General features: G+C 70.6%; 14 protein-coding genes. 5 read left to right on the forward strand and 9 right to left on the reverse strand.

Annotation, left to right across the window (positions count from 1 at the left end):
- Nucleotides 1-50: 50 nt before the first annotated feature.
- The 7 genes from OG622_RS07275 to OG622_RS07305 all read right to left on the reverse strand — a co-directional run bounded on the left by OG622_RS07275 (nucleotide 51) and on the right by OG622_RS07305 (nucleotide 8,333).
- Nucleotides 51-1,010, reverse strand: coding sequence for a helix-turn-helix domain-containing protein (locus OG622_RS07275; protein ID WP_371574188.1), 960 nt, complete (start codon nucleotides 1,008-1,010; stop codon nucleotides 51-53).
- A gap of 306 nt (nucleotides 1,011-1,316) precedes the next feature.
- Nucleotides 1,317-2,051, reverse strand: a complete 735-nt coding sequence (locus tag OG622_RS07280) for an SDR family NAD(P)-dependent oxidoreductase (RefSeq protein ID WP_371574189.1) — start codon at nucleotides 2,049-2,051, stop codon at nucleotides 1,317-1,319.
- 249 nt (nucleotides 2,052-2,300) lie between these two features.
- Complete coding sequence (locus OG622_RS07285; RefSeq protein WP_371574190.1) at nucleotides 2,301-3,233, reverse strand: malate dehydrogenase; 933 nt, start codon at nucleotides 3,231-3,233, stop codon at nucleotides 2,301-2,303.
- A gap of 11 nt (nucleotides 3,234-3,244) precedes the next feature.
- Nucleotides 3,245-4,870: a thiamine pyrophosphate-dependent enzyme gene (locus OG622_RS07290; protein WP_371574191.1), complete on the reverse strand. Its 1,626-nt coding sequence runs from the start codon at nucleotides 4,868-4,870 to the stop codon at nucleotides 3,245-3,247.
- Between the two features lie 314 nt (nucleotides 4,871-5,184).
- On the reverse strand, nucleotides 5,185-5,937 hold the full coding sequence (locus OG622_RS07295; protein WP_371574192.1) for an IclR family transcriptional regulator: 753 nt from the start codon (nucleotides 5,935-5,937) through the stop codon (nucleotides 5,185-5,187).
- Nucleotides 5,843-6,868 carry a nitrilase-related carbon-nitrogen hydrolase gene (locus OG622_RS07300; protein WP_371574193.1) on the reverse strand — a complete coding sequence of 342 codons (1,026 nt, stop codon included), beginning with the start codon at nucleotides 6,866-6,868 and terminating at the stop codon, nucleotides 5,843-5,845. Before OG622_RS07300 ends, OG622_RS07295 begins: the two co-directional genes overlap by 95 nt.
- A gap of 70 nt (nucleotides 6,869-6,938) precedes the next feature.
- The gene (locus tag OG622_RS07305) at nucleotides 6,939-8,333 is read right to left on the reverse strand and encodes an amidase family protein (protein WP_371574194.1); all 1,395 of its coding nucleotides are present in this window, start codon (nucleotides 8,331-8,333) and stop codon (nucleotides 6,939-6,941) included.
- Between the two features lie 196 nt (nucleotides 8,334-8,529).
- Here OG622_RS07305 and OG622_RS07310 point away from each other — a divergent pair, with 196 nt between their 5' ends.
- From OG622_RS07310 to OG622_RS07330, 5 genes are read left to right on the forward strand one after another with little or no spacing between them, the layout of a single operon-like run.
- On the forward strand, nucleotides 8,530-9,870 hold the full coding sequence (locus OG622_RS07310) for an ABC transporter substrate-binding protein (protein WP_371574195.1): 1,341 nt from the start codon (nucleotides 8,530-8,532) through the stop codon (nucleotides 9,868-9,870).
- Nucleotides 9,867-10,607, forward strand: coding sequence for an ABC transporter ATP-binding protein (locus OG622_RS07315; RefSeq protein WP_371574196.1), 741 nt, complete (start codon nucleotides 9,867-9,869; stop codon nucleotides 10,605-10,607). Before OG622_RS07310 ends, OG622_RS07315 begins: the two co-directional genes overlap by 4 nt.
- Nucleotides 10,604-11,326: an ABC transporter ATP-binding protein gene (locus OG622_RS07320; RefSeq protein WP_371574197.1), complete on the forward strand. Its 723-nt coding sequence runs from the start codon at nucleotides 10,604-10,606 to the stop codon at nucleotides 11,324-11,326. Before OG622_RS07315 ends, OG622_RS07320 begins: the two co-directional genes overlap by 4 nt.
- Nucleotides 11,323-12,195, forward strand: a complete 873-nt coding sequence (locus tag OG622_RS07325) for a branched-chain amino acid ABC transporter permease (protein ID WP_371574198.1) — start codon at nucleotides 11,323-11,325, stop codon at nucleotides 12,193-12,195. The genes OG622_RS07320 and OG622_RS07325 overlap by 4 nt, the downstream gene beginning before the upstream one ends.
- On the forward strand, nucleotides 12,192-13,238 hold the full coding sequence (locus OG622_RS07330) for a branched-chain amino acid ABC transporter permease (protein WP_371574199.1): 1,047 nt from the start codon (nucleotides 12,192-12,194) through the stop codon (nucleotides 13,236-13,238). The genes OG622_RS07325 and OG622_RS07330 overlap by 4 nt, the downstream gene beginning before the upstream one ends.
- Before the next feature lie 434 nt (nucleotides 13,239-13,672).
- Here the strand turns inward: OG622_RS07330 and OG622_RS07335 are convergent, their stop codons facing one another.
- Entirely contained in the window at nucleotides 13,673-14,275 is a 603-nt protein-coding gene (locus OG622_RS07335; RefSeq protein ID WP_371572542.1) for a transposase, read from the reverse strand.
- On the reverse strand, nucleotides 14,200-14,742 hold the full coding sequence (locus OG622_RS07340) for a winged helix-turn-helix domain-containing protein (protein ID WP_371572540.1): 543 nt from the start codon (nucleotides 14,740-14,742) through the stop codon (nucleotides 14,200-14,202). Before OG622_RS07340 ends, OG622_RS07335 begins: the two co-directional genes overlap by 76 nt.
- Nucleotides 14,743-14,776: the final 34 nt, after the last annotated feature.

The following is a 14,776-nucleotide window of genomic DNA, read 5'->3' on the forward strand; positions in this document are numbered from 1 at the left end:
CGGTCCGGCGGTCCGGCCGGACGGTGCCGAAGGCGCCGCGGCTACCGCCTTCACATGAGGAACGGGCGCGTCTTGCCAGGAGTCCGGCCGAAACGGCTCCGAAAGACCCGGGTGAAGTGAGCCTGGCTGGCGAAGCCCCAGCGATGGGCGACATCGGCGATCGTCAGATGGCGTGAGCCGGGATCGGCGAGCGCCTGCCGGGCCTTGTCCAGCCGCTGTTCGAGAATGTGGCGGGAGGGGCTCACCCCGGTCGGCTGGAAGATACGGCTGAGGTGCCGGGCCGACACTCCGATCGCCTCGGCCACCCGCCCTGCGCTCAGCCCGGGGTCGGCCAGGTGCCGGTCTATGAAGTCCTTGGCCACGGCCAGCTGGGAGAGTGCGGCAGGCGGCGCGGAACCACCATCCAGCCTGGGTGCGGCCAGCGTACGGACGAGGTCCAGCACAGTGTCCTGGGTGCTGATCGAGTCATCGCTCTCCGGCCCCGTGGCCCAGCCGGCCAGTACCGCCTGCAGCGCGGAAGCGAGCGCACCCTCGACCGCCGACCCCCTGCCGAGCAGCATCGGCGCCGACACGTCGCCGGAGGCGCACCGCGTGGCGAACACCTCGCGGGGGATGTCCACCAACAGCTGGCGCATCGGGGTGGGAAACCCGAACAGGTACGACCGGCGCGTGTCATAGAGGATCAGGTCGCCCGTCTGCAGGGTGTGGCAGCCGCCCTCGTGGAAGAACACCCCGCGGCCCGCTGTCAGCAACGAGACGAAGACGGAGTCCTTCGGCAGCGCCTGACACGTCCGCGGAGTCCGCTCGATGACGTGTTCGTTGCCGGAGATCTCGGCCAGTCGCAGATCACCCAGCTCGATGTTCGTCTCCGTGGCCAGCAGACCCTGCTCCGAGTAGGAAGAGCAGGTCAAGCCCACCAGCGCCCGTCGGTTGTGTTCCTCCCAGAAGTCGATACGATCCGCCGGATCGACCGACTGCGTGGACACACGGGAGACGATGGGTACGGTCACCTGAGTCTCCTTTCCGACCCCTACATCCGACAACGGTGTGGTCGGGGGCCGGTATACCGGGGCGACAACAACTCGCTGCCGCGCCGGGGTGAGTACAGCCACCGGCAGGAGAGTGAGCGAACTGAGCCGTGACGCCTGCTCTGACGTGAGGGCCGTCGGCGGCGCCTGCCTCTCCCGCCGGCCTTGAGCGTACTCCGGTGCCGCACCCGCGTCATGGGCCGCAGCCAGAGGCCCGGCCCTCGGACCAGTGCGGCCGGGTGAAAGCGGTCCAGAGAGGGCGCGCCGTACTCCGGCGTACCGGACGGTTCAGACGGCCAGGTAGCCGCCGTCGACCGGGAGGACCGCGCCGTTGACGTAGGAGGCGGCGGGCGAGCACAGGAAGGCGATCACTGACGCGATCTCCTGCGGCCGGCCGAACCGTCCGAGCGGGACTCTCGCGAGCACTGCCTGCGCGGCGTCAGGGTCGTCGAGCAGACCGCGGGCAAGCGGAGTGGTGACGAAGCCCGGTGCCACCGCGTTCACACGGATGCCGTCCGCGGCGTACTCGGCAGCCAGGGACCGGGTCAGCTGGGAGACGCCGCCCTTGCTGGCGCTGTAGGCCGGCCTGTCTCGGCTGCCGAAGAAACCGAACATCGACGAGACGGTGACGATGCTGCCGCCCTGGCTGGCGAGCAGCGGGCGTGCCGCCTGGCACGCGACCATGGCCGAGGTGAGGTTGACCTCCAGCACCTGGTCCCACCATCCGAGGTCGTATTCGTCGCGGTCCCGGCTGAGCCCGGCGCAGGCGACGAGGTGGTCGATACGGTCGTAGGCCGCGATCCGGCCGACGAGGCCGTCCCGGTCCGTGACGTCCTGCTCCACGATGTCGACTCGCTTGTGGCGAGGCAGTTCGTCGACGTCGGCCGGCGGCAGCCCGAGGGCGTGCACCTCGGCTCCGAGTTCGGCGAGCAGGTCGGCGGTGGCCGCGCCGATGCCGGAGGTGCCTCCGGTCACCAGGACGCACTGGCCGGCGAAGAGGTCGGGGACGAGTCCGGTGGTCATCTTTGTCTTTCCGTTCGGTCGGCGGGTGGGTGGGTGGGGGGCTGGTGCCCCGGTACGGTGTGCCGCTGGGTCGACGAGGACGACCCGCCCCTCCGCGTCGGGTCGCGGCCAGGCAGGTGCGCAGGGCGATCTCGGATCCGACCACCTCGAACGAGGCATCGACGCCCACGGCATATCCGGTCGGTCACTGCGACTGCTCCTTGAGTCGGTGCGAGTCGGTGCGAGTCGCTTCGCGTCCGAGGGGGGCGTTCAGCGGGCGGCGGACACGTCGTCCAGGTCGGCCACGGTGGCCTCCACTCGTACGGCCGCCTGCTGCATGTCGTGCAGTTCGCCGGGCGTGAGGTCCCACTCGACAACCCGGCGTACCCCGTCGCGGCCCAGCTCCACGGGCACACCGAGACTCGCCCCGTGCACTCCGTACTCACCGTCCAGGACGACCGACGCGGGCAGGACGGTCCCGCTGTCGGTCGCGATGGCTTCGATCAGCCGCGCGGTGCCCAGTCCAGTGGTCCAGGTGGAGGTACGGCCCGAGTCGAGCGCCACATGCCGGGCGTACCAGTTGTCGGCGTACTCCTCGGCCGCTGCCCGCTGTTCGGTGGTGAGGACGACGGGCTCGCCGCCGACGGTGATCCGGCTGTAGAGCGGGACCTGGCCCTCGCCGTGCTCGCCGATCATCCAGGCGTCGACGTTCCTGGGGTGGATGCCCAGGGCATACGCGATACCGGTGCGCAGGCGCAGGCTGTCGTTGAGCGTGTAGCCGATCAGCCGGTGCCGAGGCAGCCAGCCCTGCCGGTGCACCCAGGTCATGAGCGCGTCCACGGGATTGGTCAGCATCAGTACGACACCGCCGAAGCCGGAATCCTTCAAGGGCCGCAAGCACTGACCGACGATCGCCGCGTTGTCGGCGAGAAAGACCGACCGCGAGGAGTTCAGCCGCAGCGGTACGGCGGCGCTGAGCACGACGACGTCCGCGTCGAGCGTGTCCTCGGGCGTGCCGCCGCGAACGGTGTCGGGCGTCGCGCCGAGCGCGAGCGCGTTCTCCTGGTCCATCACATGGCTGGTGATCATGTTGGGCCTGGTGTCGACCAGGACGATCTCGTACGTGCCCGGCGCGGACAGCAGGTTGAACGCGGCGGACGAGCCGATGCCGCCCGCGCCCCCGATGATGACGACCTTCATCATGTATCTGTCTCCTACGAACGGAATTCGGGATCGGCCTCGACGGCCACTTCGAGCACCAGCGGCTTCTGCCGCCCGGCGAGGTCCGGCAGCACCTTGTCGAGTACGGACAGCAGGGCGGCGTGGCTGTCGACCCGCTCGGCCGGGCAGCCCAGCCCGCGCGCCAGTCCCGACACGCTCAACTCGCCGAACGCCGGCCAGGCGGGGGCGGCCGAGCCCGCGCGTTCCGAGAGGCGGTCCATGATCGCGTATCGGCCGTTGGCCAGAATGACGAACAGCACGCCGGTGCCGTAGTGCGCGGCACTCCACAGCGCCTGGACCGAGTACAGCGACGACCCGTCGCCGATGACGGCCACCACCGGCCGCCCGGGATCCGCCATCCGTACGCCGATCGCGGCCGGCATCGCGAAGCCGAGGCCCCCCATGGCGGCGCTGAGAAAGCCGAACGGGGCGCGGGCGGGCAGCAGCGCGTGCAGGTCAGGCCGGCTGGACGGGGTCTCCTCCACGACCACCGCGTCCGGGGCGAGCCGGTCGGCCAGGGCCGCCAGCACGTGCGCCGCGCGCAGCGGCTCGCCGTCGGCGGGCGGGGCAGGCGGTGCCAGGCTCCTCATGGGCGGCCGGGGCGTGCCCGTGGCGGCGGGAAGCGCGACGGTCAGACGCCGCACGGTGTCAGCCGGGTCGGCCAGCACCGCCAGCTCCACCGGGCTGCGGTGGGCCTCCTCCGGGTCGTCGGTGATCACGGCGAGCCGGGTACCGGGTGCCACGAAGGTGCCCTGCTCGTACGGATACTGCCGGAACACCGGTGCCCCCACGGCCAGTACGGCGTCGTGCCCGGCCAGCGCCGCCCGCAGCCCCGACCGGGCCGAGGGCAGGTGCCCGGCGAAGAGCCGGTGATCCTGCGGGAAGCCTGCCCGGGCCCCGAACGACTCCTGCCACACCGGGCAGTCCAGCCGTTCCGCCAGCGCCGTCAGGCTCCCCCACCCCTCCGGCGAGTCGTTCCCGGCGCCCGCCACCAGGCACGGTGCGGTGGCCCCGCGCAGCATCTCCGCGAGTGCGTCGACCGCCGGGCCGTCGGCGCTGCGGGTCCCGTGCAGTGCCGCCGGTGCGGCCAGGACCGCGTCCGGGTCCGCCTCGGCATGCCAGTCGTCCATCGGTACGACCACCACCGCCGGGCCCCGGCCGTTCCGCGCCTCGTGCCACGCCCGGGCGATGGCACCCGGCACGTCCTGCGCCCGCGCCGGGGTGTGCTGCCACACCGGGTACTCCCCGGCCAGCCCGTCCAACCGCCCGGCCAGGAACGGCTCATGGGCGAGGTGCCGCCGGTCCTGCTGGCCGACGATCACCACCAGCGGCGCCCGGTTCGCCCGCGCGGTCGCCAGCGCGCTCACGGCGTTGCCGTACCCGGCGGTCGTGTGCAGCAGCACCAGCGCCGGCCGACCGCTCTTCAGCGCGTATCCGGTGGCCATACCAACCACCGAACCCTCGTGCAGTGCGAGGACGAACTCGATATCGGCCGGCAGGTCGGCGAGGAAGCCGACCTCTGTCGAACCCGGATTGCTGAACAGCGTTGTGAGTCCGTACTGGCGCAGGACCTCAAAGGTCGAGTCCTTGATCGTCCGGGCCGTTCCGGCTGTTGCCACGCGGTCCCCCTTTCGGACTTCGGAACGCGACGCTAGGCGCGGCCCCCGTCGTCGGACCACAGGCGAGTTCGCTATGCGAGATCCCCGCGAACGCCTCGCCTTCCCCTCAACAACGGGCTCCGCTCAACAATGGGCTCCGCCTCGGACCGCGGCGTGGTGCGTTCGCGGGGCTGCCCCCTGAACCCGGCACGGGCGTGTGCCCCGGCAAGGCGGAGGGTGCACCTCCCGGCCCGAAGGGTGGGGGAGAGCCCGGCACAGCCGTCCTGAGCGGGCGAAGCGCCCGCGAGGGGCGAGAGCGGCGGTAGGGGAAAGGGTCAGCCGACGCCCGGCAGGACCGCCCCCGTGGACAGAGCCGTGTGCAGACGCCCGGTGATCACCCGAGCGGTGTCGAGGACGGCCTCGATCTCGGCGTGACCTGGGCGTTCGACGGTGTACACGATGGAGACGGATGCGACGGCGTTGCCGGAGGGTGAGACGACAGGGGCGGCGAGGGAGCCGAGGCCGAGGACGACCTCGCTGCGGCTGGTGGCGTAGCCGGCGGCGCGGGCCCGGGTGATCTCGGGGCGTTCGTCGGCGCGCGGGGGTTCGGCGGCGAGCATGGCGATGCCGGGAGAGCCGAGGGTGAGGGGGTGCCGGTCACCTGGGGTGTAGACGGAGCGGGAGCGGGCGCTCTCCACCTCGACGGAGACGAGAGTGACCGCCTCGTCACCGTCGCGGACGACGAAGAACGCGGTCAGCCCGACGCGGGCGGCGAGCTTGGCGATCTCGGGTTTGGCGATCCGCTGGAGTACGGGGAGCGTGCGGCGGCCCAGTGACTGGGCGCGCGTGCCGAGCACGTATCCCTGCGGGGTGTGCGCGATCAGGCGGTGGTCCTGGAGAGTGCGCAGCAGGCGGTAGATGATCGACCGGTGCAGCCCCATCCGCTGACTCAGCTCGGCCAGCGCCAGCGGCTCGTGCGACAGCGCGATCAGCTCAAGCAGCCGCAGCCCCCGGTCCAGGGTCTGAACGGAGGGCTTGGGGGCATCCGGCTCGCCCGGTTCGCTGCCGCTTCCTCGCGCTTCGCCCATACCGGCACCTTACGCGCCTTCCGAACCCTCCAGCTAGGAGAAGGTTGCCTCGGTCTCCCGGCACGACCGCTCGGCGTGGCTCGCGATGGTGGACCAGGTAGGTCGCGTCGGGGCGCGCGTGGTGACCGGCCGGGTCGTACGCGTTCTTCGCGATGACGATCGCGTCGAGGTCGATGCCGGCGTGGACCAGCCCCTCCTCGCCCTCGTCCAGCTCCTTGGTGATCATGCGGCTGTCCGGTCGGTGGATCCGGGAACAGCCGCCGCCGGCGGACAGCAGGCGGCGTTGCTCGTCCGTGGTGGCGAACAGGTCGATGCCGGCCGGGCTGATCACCTGGGTCGCCATGAGGACGAAGGAGCCGCCTTCGATGGCGTAGACCTGGGTGGCGGCGGTGTTGGCCTCGGCGCTGAGCTGGTGGGCGAAGTCGCGGCGAGGCCGAAGCAGGGCCGGGAGGCGATGTGGAGTTCCTCGCCCTGCGCGTACGGGGCGTACTCGCTGAGCGGCTGGACGTGCTCGGCGCGGTGGAGAGCGCCGAGCCGCCCCAGGGGGAGTCGACGACCTTGAGGTCGCTGCCGTCACCTCGCCGAAGAGGGCGCGCTCGACGTGGGTGGGCTTGAGCTTGCGGCGGTGCAGGAGCACGCTGCCGTCGGAGGCGATCACCGTCCGGCTGATGTGGAGGCTGCCGTACGACTTCTCGCTGTAGCCGAGGGCGACGGTGATGCCATGACTGCGGGCGGCCCGGCGGATGGCGGTCGGCTCGGGGCCGTCCACCGTCAGGGCGTTGGCATGGCAGCGGCCGACGAAGGGGACCTGGCCGGCCACCGGTCCCAGCCACAGGAAGTGCGGGGAGCCCGGGATCCACACCTCCGGGAAGGCGATGATCGCGGCGCCGCCCCGGGCCGCCTCGGCGATGAGGTCGACGGTCTTCGCCACACCCCAGCGGCGTCGAGCCACACGGGCTCGGCCTGGACGGCGGCGGCTCTGAACCTCCTGACGGCGTCGGTCATGTCCGTGTCCGGTCTCCTTCTGCTTCTGCTTCTGCTCTCAGGAGCTGTTCCAGCAGCATGCCGAGGCCCAGCAGCTTCCGGTCGGTACCCCAGGCCCCGTCGAGGGCCAGGCCGACCGGCAGTGCCTGGTCCGGAACGGGGGCGCCTCCCAGCGGTGGCCGGGGAAGGGCCGGCACGGTGATGCCGGGCAGGCCGGCGATGCTGCCCGGTCCCGTATTGCGGATGTATGTCTGGAATGTCGGCCTGAGGCTGCCGCCGATCCGAACCCGGACGGTCTCTTCGCCGATCAGCCCGGCGGGCAGCGGTGTGGTGGGGAACAGCAGCGCGTCGGCGCCCGACGTCCGGAAGATCCGCCGGTAGCCCTCGACCAACACCCGTTCGCGGACCCGCAGCGCGGCCTCGTACTCCACCGGAGTGACTGCCCTCGGGGCTCCGTCGAGGACGACCTCGGCCAGGACGGTGCGGACGTCCGGGTCGGTGATCAGGGACAGACAGTCGGCGAGGTCGCGTCCGGTGGCCTTCCGTAGATACCCCGGCAGCTGCCGGGCGGCCTCGTACAGGGTGATGGGGAATCCAGCCAGCTCTTCGGCTGTCTCGACGTCCGCGAGCCGTACGGGAACCAGCCGGACCCCGGCGCGGCGCAGCACGTCCAGGCTGTGCCCCCAGACGGCGGCGGTGTGCGCATGCAGCGGCTCCGTGAAGTGGTGCTCGGGGACGGCGAGCGTGACGTCACGGGCGGGCGGCGGTTCGGCAGGGGCCGGATCGGCGGCCAGTACCGCGTCGAGGAGGGCCAGGACGGTGACGGTCGGCGCCATGGGGCCGACCGTGTCGCGGGTCGTCCGGGACAGCGGGGTGACCCCTGTGCCCGGATAGCGGCCGGCGGTCGGTCGCAGGGCGGCGATGCCGGTCAGCGCGGCCGGGATGCGCACCGAGCCTCCGGTATCGGTCCCCAGGCCCGCCGGTGCGGCTCCGCAGGCGATCGCCGCCGCCGTGCCGCCGCTGCTCCCGCCGGCGAAACGGTCCGGATCCGCCGGGTTGCGTACGGGGCCGAACGGGCCGTTCGCGCTGGTCGCGCCGAAGGCCAGCTCGTGCATGTTCGTCTTGCCCAGAACGATCGCCCCGGCTTCGCGCAGCCGGGCGACCGCTGCCGCGTCCTGGGCGGGTACGAAGTCCGCGAGCACTCTGGAACCCGCCGTGTTCGGCAGCCCGGCCACGTGGATGTTGTCCTTGACGGCCAGCGGAAGGCCGTGCAGCGGGCCACGCGGCGAGCTGCGGTCCGCCTCGTGGGCCTCGGCGAGCGCCCGGTCGGCGGACAACGTGACGAAGGCGCCCAGCCCGGCCGTTCGCTCGGCGCGGGCGAGCAGCTCTTCCACGTGCCGAACACTGTTCATGCCGGGACCGTAGACGCGGGGTCCCAGCTGGTGAAGGAGCCGTTTCGCAAGGAGAGACCGCGGACGAACAGGTCCCGTTTCATCACCGTTTCACAACGGCGTCGCCGCCGTTTCTCATATCGAATCCATGCACTGTGCACCGGCTCCGCGCAGTCCTACGTTCACCGCTCCGTCACAAGGAGCCAGGAGTCACCACATGGACCACTCCGCGCAGCAGCCGAAGAACCAGCCGAACAGACGAACCGTCCTGCGGGCCCTCGGGCTCGGCGCCGCCACCGCGGGCGCCGCGCCGCTGATCGCCGCCTGTAGCGGAGGCCTGAAAGGATCCGGATCCTCGTCCGGCGACGTCATCAAGATCGGTTACGTGAGCCCGCGCACCGGTGCGTACGCGGCCTTCACCGAGTCCGACGAGTACATCCTCAAGCAGGCCAGAGCGGCCTTCGCCAAGGGCATCAAGTACGGCGGCAAGACCTACAAGGTGCAGATCCTCGACCGCGACACCGGCTCCGACCCGCAGCAGGCGGCGACGATCGCGAACGAGCTGATCTCCCAGCGGGGCGTGGACCTGATGCTGGTCACGTCGACGCCGGAGACCGTGCACCCGGTCGCCAACAAGTGCGAGAGCGAGGGCGTGCCCTGCATCTCGACCATCGAGCCCTGGCAGGCGTACTTCTTCGGACGTGGCGGCACCCCGCAGAAGACGTTCACGTACACGTACCACTTCTTCGACGGCATCGAGCACGTCGTCACCGGCGAGAGCGACGCGTGGCGGATGTTCGACACCAACAAGAAGGTCGGTGTCCTGTGGCCGAACGACGCCGACGGCGGCGCGTTCCGCGACAAGAAGACCGGCTACCGCGCGCAGGCCGGGACCAAGGGCTACACCTTCGTCGACCCGGGCGCCTACGAGAACGGGACGAAGGACTTCTCGTCGATCATCGCGACGTTCAAGAAGGAAGGCGTGCAGATCCTGGCGGGTGTGCCGACGCCGCCGGACTTCGCGACCTTCTGGACGCAGGCCGCCCAGCAGGGCTTCAAGCCGAAGGTGGCCACCGTCGCCAAGGCCATCCTCTTCGAGTCGTCGGTCGCCTCGCTGCCGAACGGCCTGGGCGACGGACTGATCACCGTGAGCTGGTGGCTGCCGCAGTTCCCGTTCAGCTCCAGCCTGACCGGGCAGACGTCGCAGCAGCTCGCCGACGGCTACGAGAAGTCCGCTGAGGCCAAGGGCCGCAGGTGGAACCAGGGGATCGGCCCCAACCACGCCCTGTTCGAGATCGCGAGCGACGTCCTGCGGCACGCGAACCCCAAGGACAAGAAGGCGGTCGCCACCCAGCTCGGGAAGACCAGCCTGGACACGGTCATCGGCCGCGTCGACTGGACCGGGGGCGGCGCGGCCAACCCGGTCAAGAACGTCGCCGCCATCCCGGTGGTCACCACCCAGTGGGTCAAGGGCAGCGGCGGCGCGTACGACCTGAAGATCGTCGGCAACACGATGATCCCCGAGGCCAAGATCGACGGCAAGGCCCGGGAGCTGTGACGGCGACGGTGCCCCAGCCGCTGCTGGAGGTCGAGAACCTGGCCGTCAGCTTCGGGGCCCTCAACGTCCTGGAGGACGTCGAGCTGGCGGTCCCGCGCGGCCAGGCCGTCGGCATCGTCGGCCCGAACGGGGCCGGCAAGTCGACGCTGCTGAGCGCCATCTCGGGCGTCGAACCCGTCACCCGGGGCACCGTACGGCTCGGGGGCCGCGACGTCACCCGAGCCTCCGCCGCCCAACGGTGCCGGCTCGGGGTCGGCCGGTCCTTCCAGATCCCCCGCCCGTTCGGGGATCTGACGGTCTTCGAGAACGTCCTGGTCGGCGCCCAACGCGGGGGCGGGCTGCGCGGGGCCCACGCCCGCGAACAGGCCCTCACCGCGCTGGAGACCACCGGCATGCTCCCGGTCGCCAACAAGCCGGCCGGCGGCCTGCCGCTGCTCGGCCGCAAGCGCCTGGAGCTGGCCCGCGCCCTGGCCACCGCCCCCGAACTGCTCCTGCTCGACGAGATCGCGGGCGGCCTCACCGAGAGCGAGGCCGACGAACTGGTCGGCACCGTCCTGTCGCTGAAGGAGGCCGGCGTGACCATCCTGTGGATCGAGCACGTCGTCAAGGCCCTGGTCCAGGTCGTGGACCGGCTGGTCTGCCTCGCATACGGCCGCATCCGCGTCGACGGCGACCCGCACGAGGTCCTCGCCAGCCCCGAGGTCGCCGAGGTCTACCTGGGAGGTACGACAGTATGAGCAGCCCACTGCTGCACCTCGACGCGATCGATGCCGGATACGGGGACTTCCAGGCTCTTTTCGGCATCACCCTCGACGTCGCCGAAGGCGAACTCCTCGCCCTTGTCGGCGCCAACGGCGCCGGCAAGTCCACCCTGCTGCGGACCGTCGCCGGGGCCCTCAAGCCCTTCAGCGGAACCGTCCGCTTCGACGGGGAGGACGTCACCGCCCTCCCCGACATCCACCGCTCCCGCAAGGGCATCGGCCTCGTCCCCGAGGGGCGGCGGCTCTTCCCGTCCCTCACGGTCGAGGAGAACCTCCGGGTCGGCGCCGCCACCGGCCGCAAAGGCCCGTGGGACCTGAAGAAGGTGTACGAGATGATGCCGCTCGTCGCCGACCGCCGTACCCGCAAGGCCGCCCGCCTCTCCGGAGGCGAGCAGCAGGCCGTCGCCATCGGCCGCGCCCTGATGGGCAACCCCCGCCTGCTGCTGCTCGACGAGGTGTCGCTCGGCCTCGCGCCGCTGGTCGTCGAGCAGCTCTACACGGCGCTTCCCGGCATCCGCACCGAGGGCACCACCGTCGTCCTCGTGGAGCAGGACCTGACCCGCACCTTCGCGGTCGCCGACCGCATCGCCTGCGTCCTGGAGGGCCGCGTCGTCCTGACCGCCCCGGCCGCCGACCTGACCCGTGAGCAGGTCACGGCCGCCTACTTCGGCACCCTGGAGGTGACGTCCCCATGACGTGGCTCAACGCCATCGCACAGGGCATGCTGCTCGGCGGCATCTTCGCCATGGCCGCAGCGGGCCTGTCCCTGATCTTCGGGGTGATGCGGGTCGCCAACCTCGCCCACGGCGACCTGATGATCCTCGGCGGCTACGTGGCCTCGGTGGCCGCCGTCAGCCTGCACATCCCCGTCGCGCTCACCGTGCTGGTCTCGATGGCGGCCGTCGGCGGCCTCGGCTACCTCGTCCAGCGGACACTGCTCGACCGGGCCATGGGGCTCGGCGAGTTCGCGCCCCTGATGGTCACCTTCGGCATCTCCGTGATCATCCCCAACGTACTTGTCCAGCTCTTCAGCAACGACACCAAACCGCTCAACATCGGCTCGCTCGGCACCGCGAGCATCCGCGTCGGCAGCGACCTGGCCATCGGCTGGTTCCCGCTGATCACCGTCGTGGCGGCGGTCGCCGTCCTGGCCGCGCTGCACGTCTTCCTCTACCGCACCCAGTCCGGCCGCATCGTCCGTGCCACCGCCGACGACCGCGCCGTCGTCCGGCTGATGGGCGTCGACAACCGCAAGGTCTATGCCCTCACCAGTGTCATCGCCTTCGCCACCGTCGCCCTGGCCGGCACCCTCTACACCATGCGGCAGGGCGGAGTGACCCCGTACGAGGGCCAGCTCAACGTCCTGTTCGCCTTCGAAGTCGTCATCATCGGCGGCCTCGGCTCGCTGTGGGGCACCCTCGCCGGCGGCATGGTGCTGGGCATCGCGCAGTCCGTCGGCGCCCAGATCTCGCCCGACCTGCCGTTGCTCGCCGGGCATCTGGTGTTCCTGGTGATTCTGGTTTTCCGGCCGCAGGGCCTGTTCGGCAGGAGTGTGCTCGCATGACCGCCCAGACCACCGCCGTCGACGCCCCGGTGGCCCCGTCCGTACCCCCCGCCGTCCGACGCGGCGGCCGCGCCGCCGTCCTCGGGCTGACCGGGACGTTCCTCGTCCTGGGGGTCATGGCGAGCCTGCCCTACGTCGTCGACAACGGCGTCACCACCCAACTGGTGAAGCTCTGCTACCTCATCGCCCTGGCCTCGATGTGGAACCTGCTCGCCGGATACGCCGGCATGGTCTCCATGGGCCAGCAGGCTTTCATCGGCCTCGGCGCGTACACGCTGTTCGTCGTCAACGACCACGGAATCAACGTCTACGCCGGCACGCTCGTCGTCTCGGCGGTCGTCGCTCTGATCGCGTGGCCGGTGTCCTACATCGCCTTCCGGCTGCGCGGCGGCTACTTCGCCGTCGGGACATGGGTGATCGCCGAGGTCGTTCGCCTCATCGTCGTCCGCTTCGACTCCCTCGGTGCCGCGAGCGGCCGCAACATCACCACCATCACCGCCGAACCGGTGCTACGGCAGGCGTACACCTACTGGTTGGCCCTCGCCGTGATGGCGGCGGCGGTGCTGGGCACGTATCTGGCGCTGCGCAGCCGCCTCGGGCTGGATCTCCAGGCCATCCGAGACGACGAGACCGCTGCCGGCTCGCTCGGCGTGAACGTCACGCGTGGCAAGCGGATCATCTACATCGCGGCGGCCGGCGGCTGCGCCGCCGCCGGAGCGGTGATCTGCGTCAACAGCCTTGGGGTGGCCTCGCCTTCACAGATCTTCGGGGTGCAGTACACGGCCCTGATGATCTTCATGGTCGTCATCGGCGGCATCGGCACCGTCGAAGGCCCGGTCATCGGCGCCCTCGTCTACTTCCTCCTCGACAAGTACTTCGCCCAGAGCGGCGTCTGGTACCTCGTCGTCATCGGCGCCGCCGCCATCGCCGTCTCCCTCTACCTTCCACGGGGCCTGTGGGGAACCCTGGCCCACCGGACCGGTTTCGCGATCTTTCCCGTGACCCACAAAGTCCTGCAGACCGCGCGACGTGACGAGGCCTGACAGCCGCCCGCCCGGAAAGGAGTCGCGCAAGCGACTCCCCATCGATCCCCGTGGGTGTGTTCTCACTCAGCGGCACGGGGCCCCATAGGGGTAGCAGGTCGTTTTTGAGCAGGCTTCGGTAGTCGGCGCCGGTGTTCGGGCCGTCGAGCCCTCTACCATCCCGGCACCGCGTGCCCTCGACACCGTCAGGAATCCAGTTGGCGTCATGCAGATCAACCAGGACGATCACAACGTTGAAGCGACCCACACCGATCGCGGTCGGCATCTGCCTGAGGTTCCCCCCGCTGCGCGGGAGAGGCTGATCAGCTGGTCAGGGCGGATCGACGTGGTTTCAGGTTCACTTGTTCGGCCGCTGCCTGGTCGGCGTAGTGTTTCTCCTCGAACTCGATGGGGCTGTGATACTCAGGTTGAACTCGTAGTGTCTGCCTGAGCGATCACCAAGGTTCGATGATCAGTCCGGTCCCGGCGAGGCAGCCGTCGATCAGGTGGGGTCTGAACTGGATCTTCTTCAGCTTGCGTTTGACGATGCGGACGAGGCCGCTGAGGTCGGGGGCGACGAAGTTGGCGATGGCGCGCTTGAGGAGCGACCACACGCCTTCGGCGGGGTTCAACTCCGGTGCGTAGGACGGCATCTGGAAGATCCGTAACCAGTCCGCGTGTTCCTCGGCGAAGGCAGCGAGATCCTTGGCAAGGTGGACGTTGAGGTTGTCCCAGCACCACACCAGGGGGGCGTTGAGCTGCTGGTGGGCGGTGATGATCAGGTCACGGTACTCGTGCCAGGCGAACGTCTTCGGCTCACCCTTGCGGCCGTGGTAGACGTGCAACCGGTAGAAGAAGTGCGGGCGGCTGCCGGGCCGGTAGCAGACGGCGCCGGCGATGTTGACCCGGCCGTTCCCCCGGCCCCGCACCCGCACCACCGGGCGTGCTCCGCGCGGTGCCCAGGTACGGCCTTTCGGCGGCCTCAGCCCCTGGCCCGCCTCGTCCTCGAAACAGATGTAGGCGCCCAGGTCCGCCGCTGTCCTTTTAACTCCGGCCACACCTCGTCCTTCCACATCTCGATGGCTTCCTCGTCGCGCTCGATCGCGTGGCGCACCGGGACCTGGCAGGACCAGCCGTGCCGTTTCAGCAGTTTGGCCACCCCCTGGATCGTGTAGCCCTTGTGGAACAGCCTGCCAATCAGGGTCTTGATCCGGCCCAGCGTCCACCGCTGGTCATCGCTGAAGCCGTGGGCCAGAGGCCCCCGCTTCAGCTCCGCCTCCAGCCGGTCCCACTCCCGCACCGACAGCCGCTCCCGCGACACGGGCCCCTTCGACTTCAGCGCCGCGACCCCGCCCTCGCGCCACACCTTGCGCCACCGCCGCACCGTGCGCTCCGTGACCCGCAGGTCGGCCGCGATCACCGTGGCCTCATCACCGCGCCCGAACCGCTCGGCCGCCTCCAGCCTCAACAGTTCCCGCTTCTCCTGCTCGACGGGCGTATACCCGCCCCTCTGCGCATACCTCACGATCCCGTCGTACCGCAGGGATCACGAACCGTCA

This window comes from Streptomyces sp. NBC_01314, assembly GCF_041435215.1.
Lineage (GTDB): Bacteria > Actinomycetota > Actinomycetes > Streptomycetales > Streptomycetaceae > Streptomyces.

What these genes read in the sequence shown, in the direction of transcription:
- OG622_RS07280 (WP_371574189.1), bottom strand. Translation starts at nt 2,051, where the DNA reads ATGACCACCGGACTCGTCCCCGACCTCTTCGCCGGCCAGTGCGTCCTG.
- OG622_RS07285 (WP_371574190.1), bottom strand. Translation starts at nt 3,233, where the DNA reads ATGATGAAGGTCGTCATCATCGGGGGCGCGGGCGGCATCGGCTCGTCC.
- OG622_RS07295 (WP_371574192.1), bottom strand. Translation starts at nt 5,937, where the DNA reads ATGGGCGAAGCGCGAGGAAGCGGCAGCGAACCGGGCGAGCCGGATGCC.
- OG622_RS07305 (WP_371574194.1), bottom strand. Translation starts at nt 8,333, where the DNA reads ATGAACAGTGTTCGGCACGTGGAAGAGCTGCTCGCCCGCGCCGAGCGA.
- OG622_RS07310 (WP_371574195.1), top strand. Translation starts at nt 8,530, where the DNA reads ATGGACCACTCCGCGCAGCAGCCGAAGAACCAGCCGAACAGACGAACC.
- OG622_RS07320 (WP_371574197.1), top strand. Translation starts at nt 10,604, where the DNA reads ATGAGCAGCCCACTGCTGCACCTCGACGCGATCGATGCCGGATACGGG.
- OG622_RS07325 (WP_371574198.1), top strand. Translation starts at nt 11,323, where the DNA reads ATGACGTGGCTCAACGCCATCGCACAGGGCATGCTGCTCGGCGGCATC.
- OG622_RS07330 (WP_371574199.1), top strand. Translation starts at nt 12,192, where the DNA reads ATGACCGCCCAGACCACCGCCGTCGACGCCCCGGTGGCCCCGTCCGTA.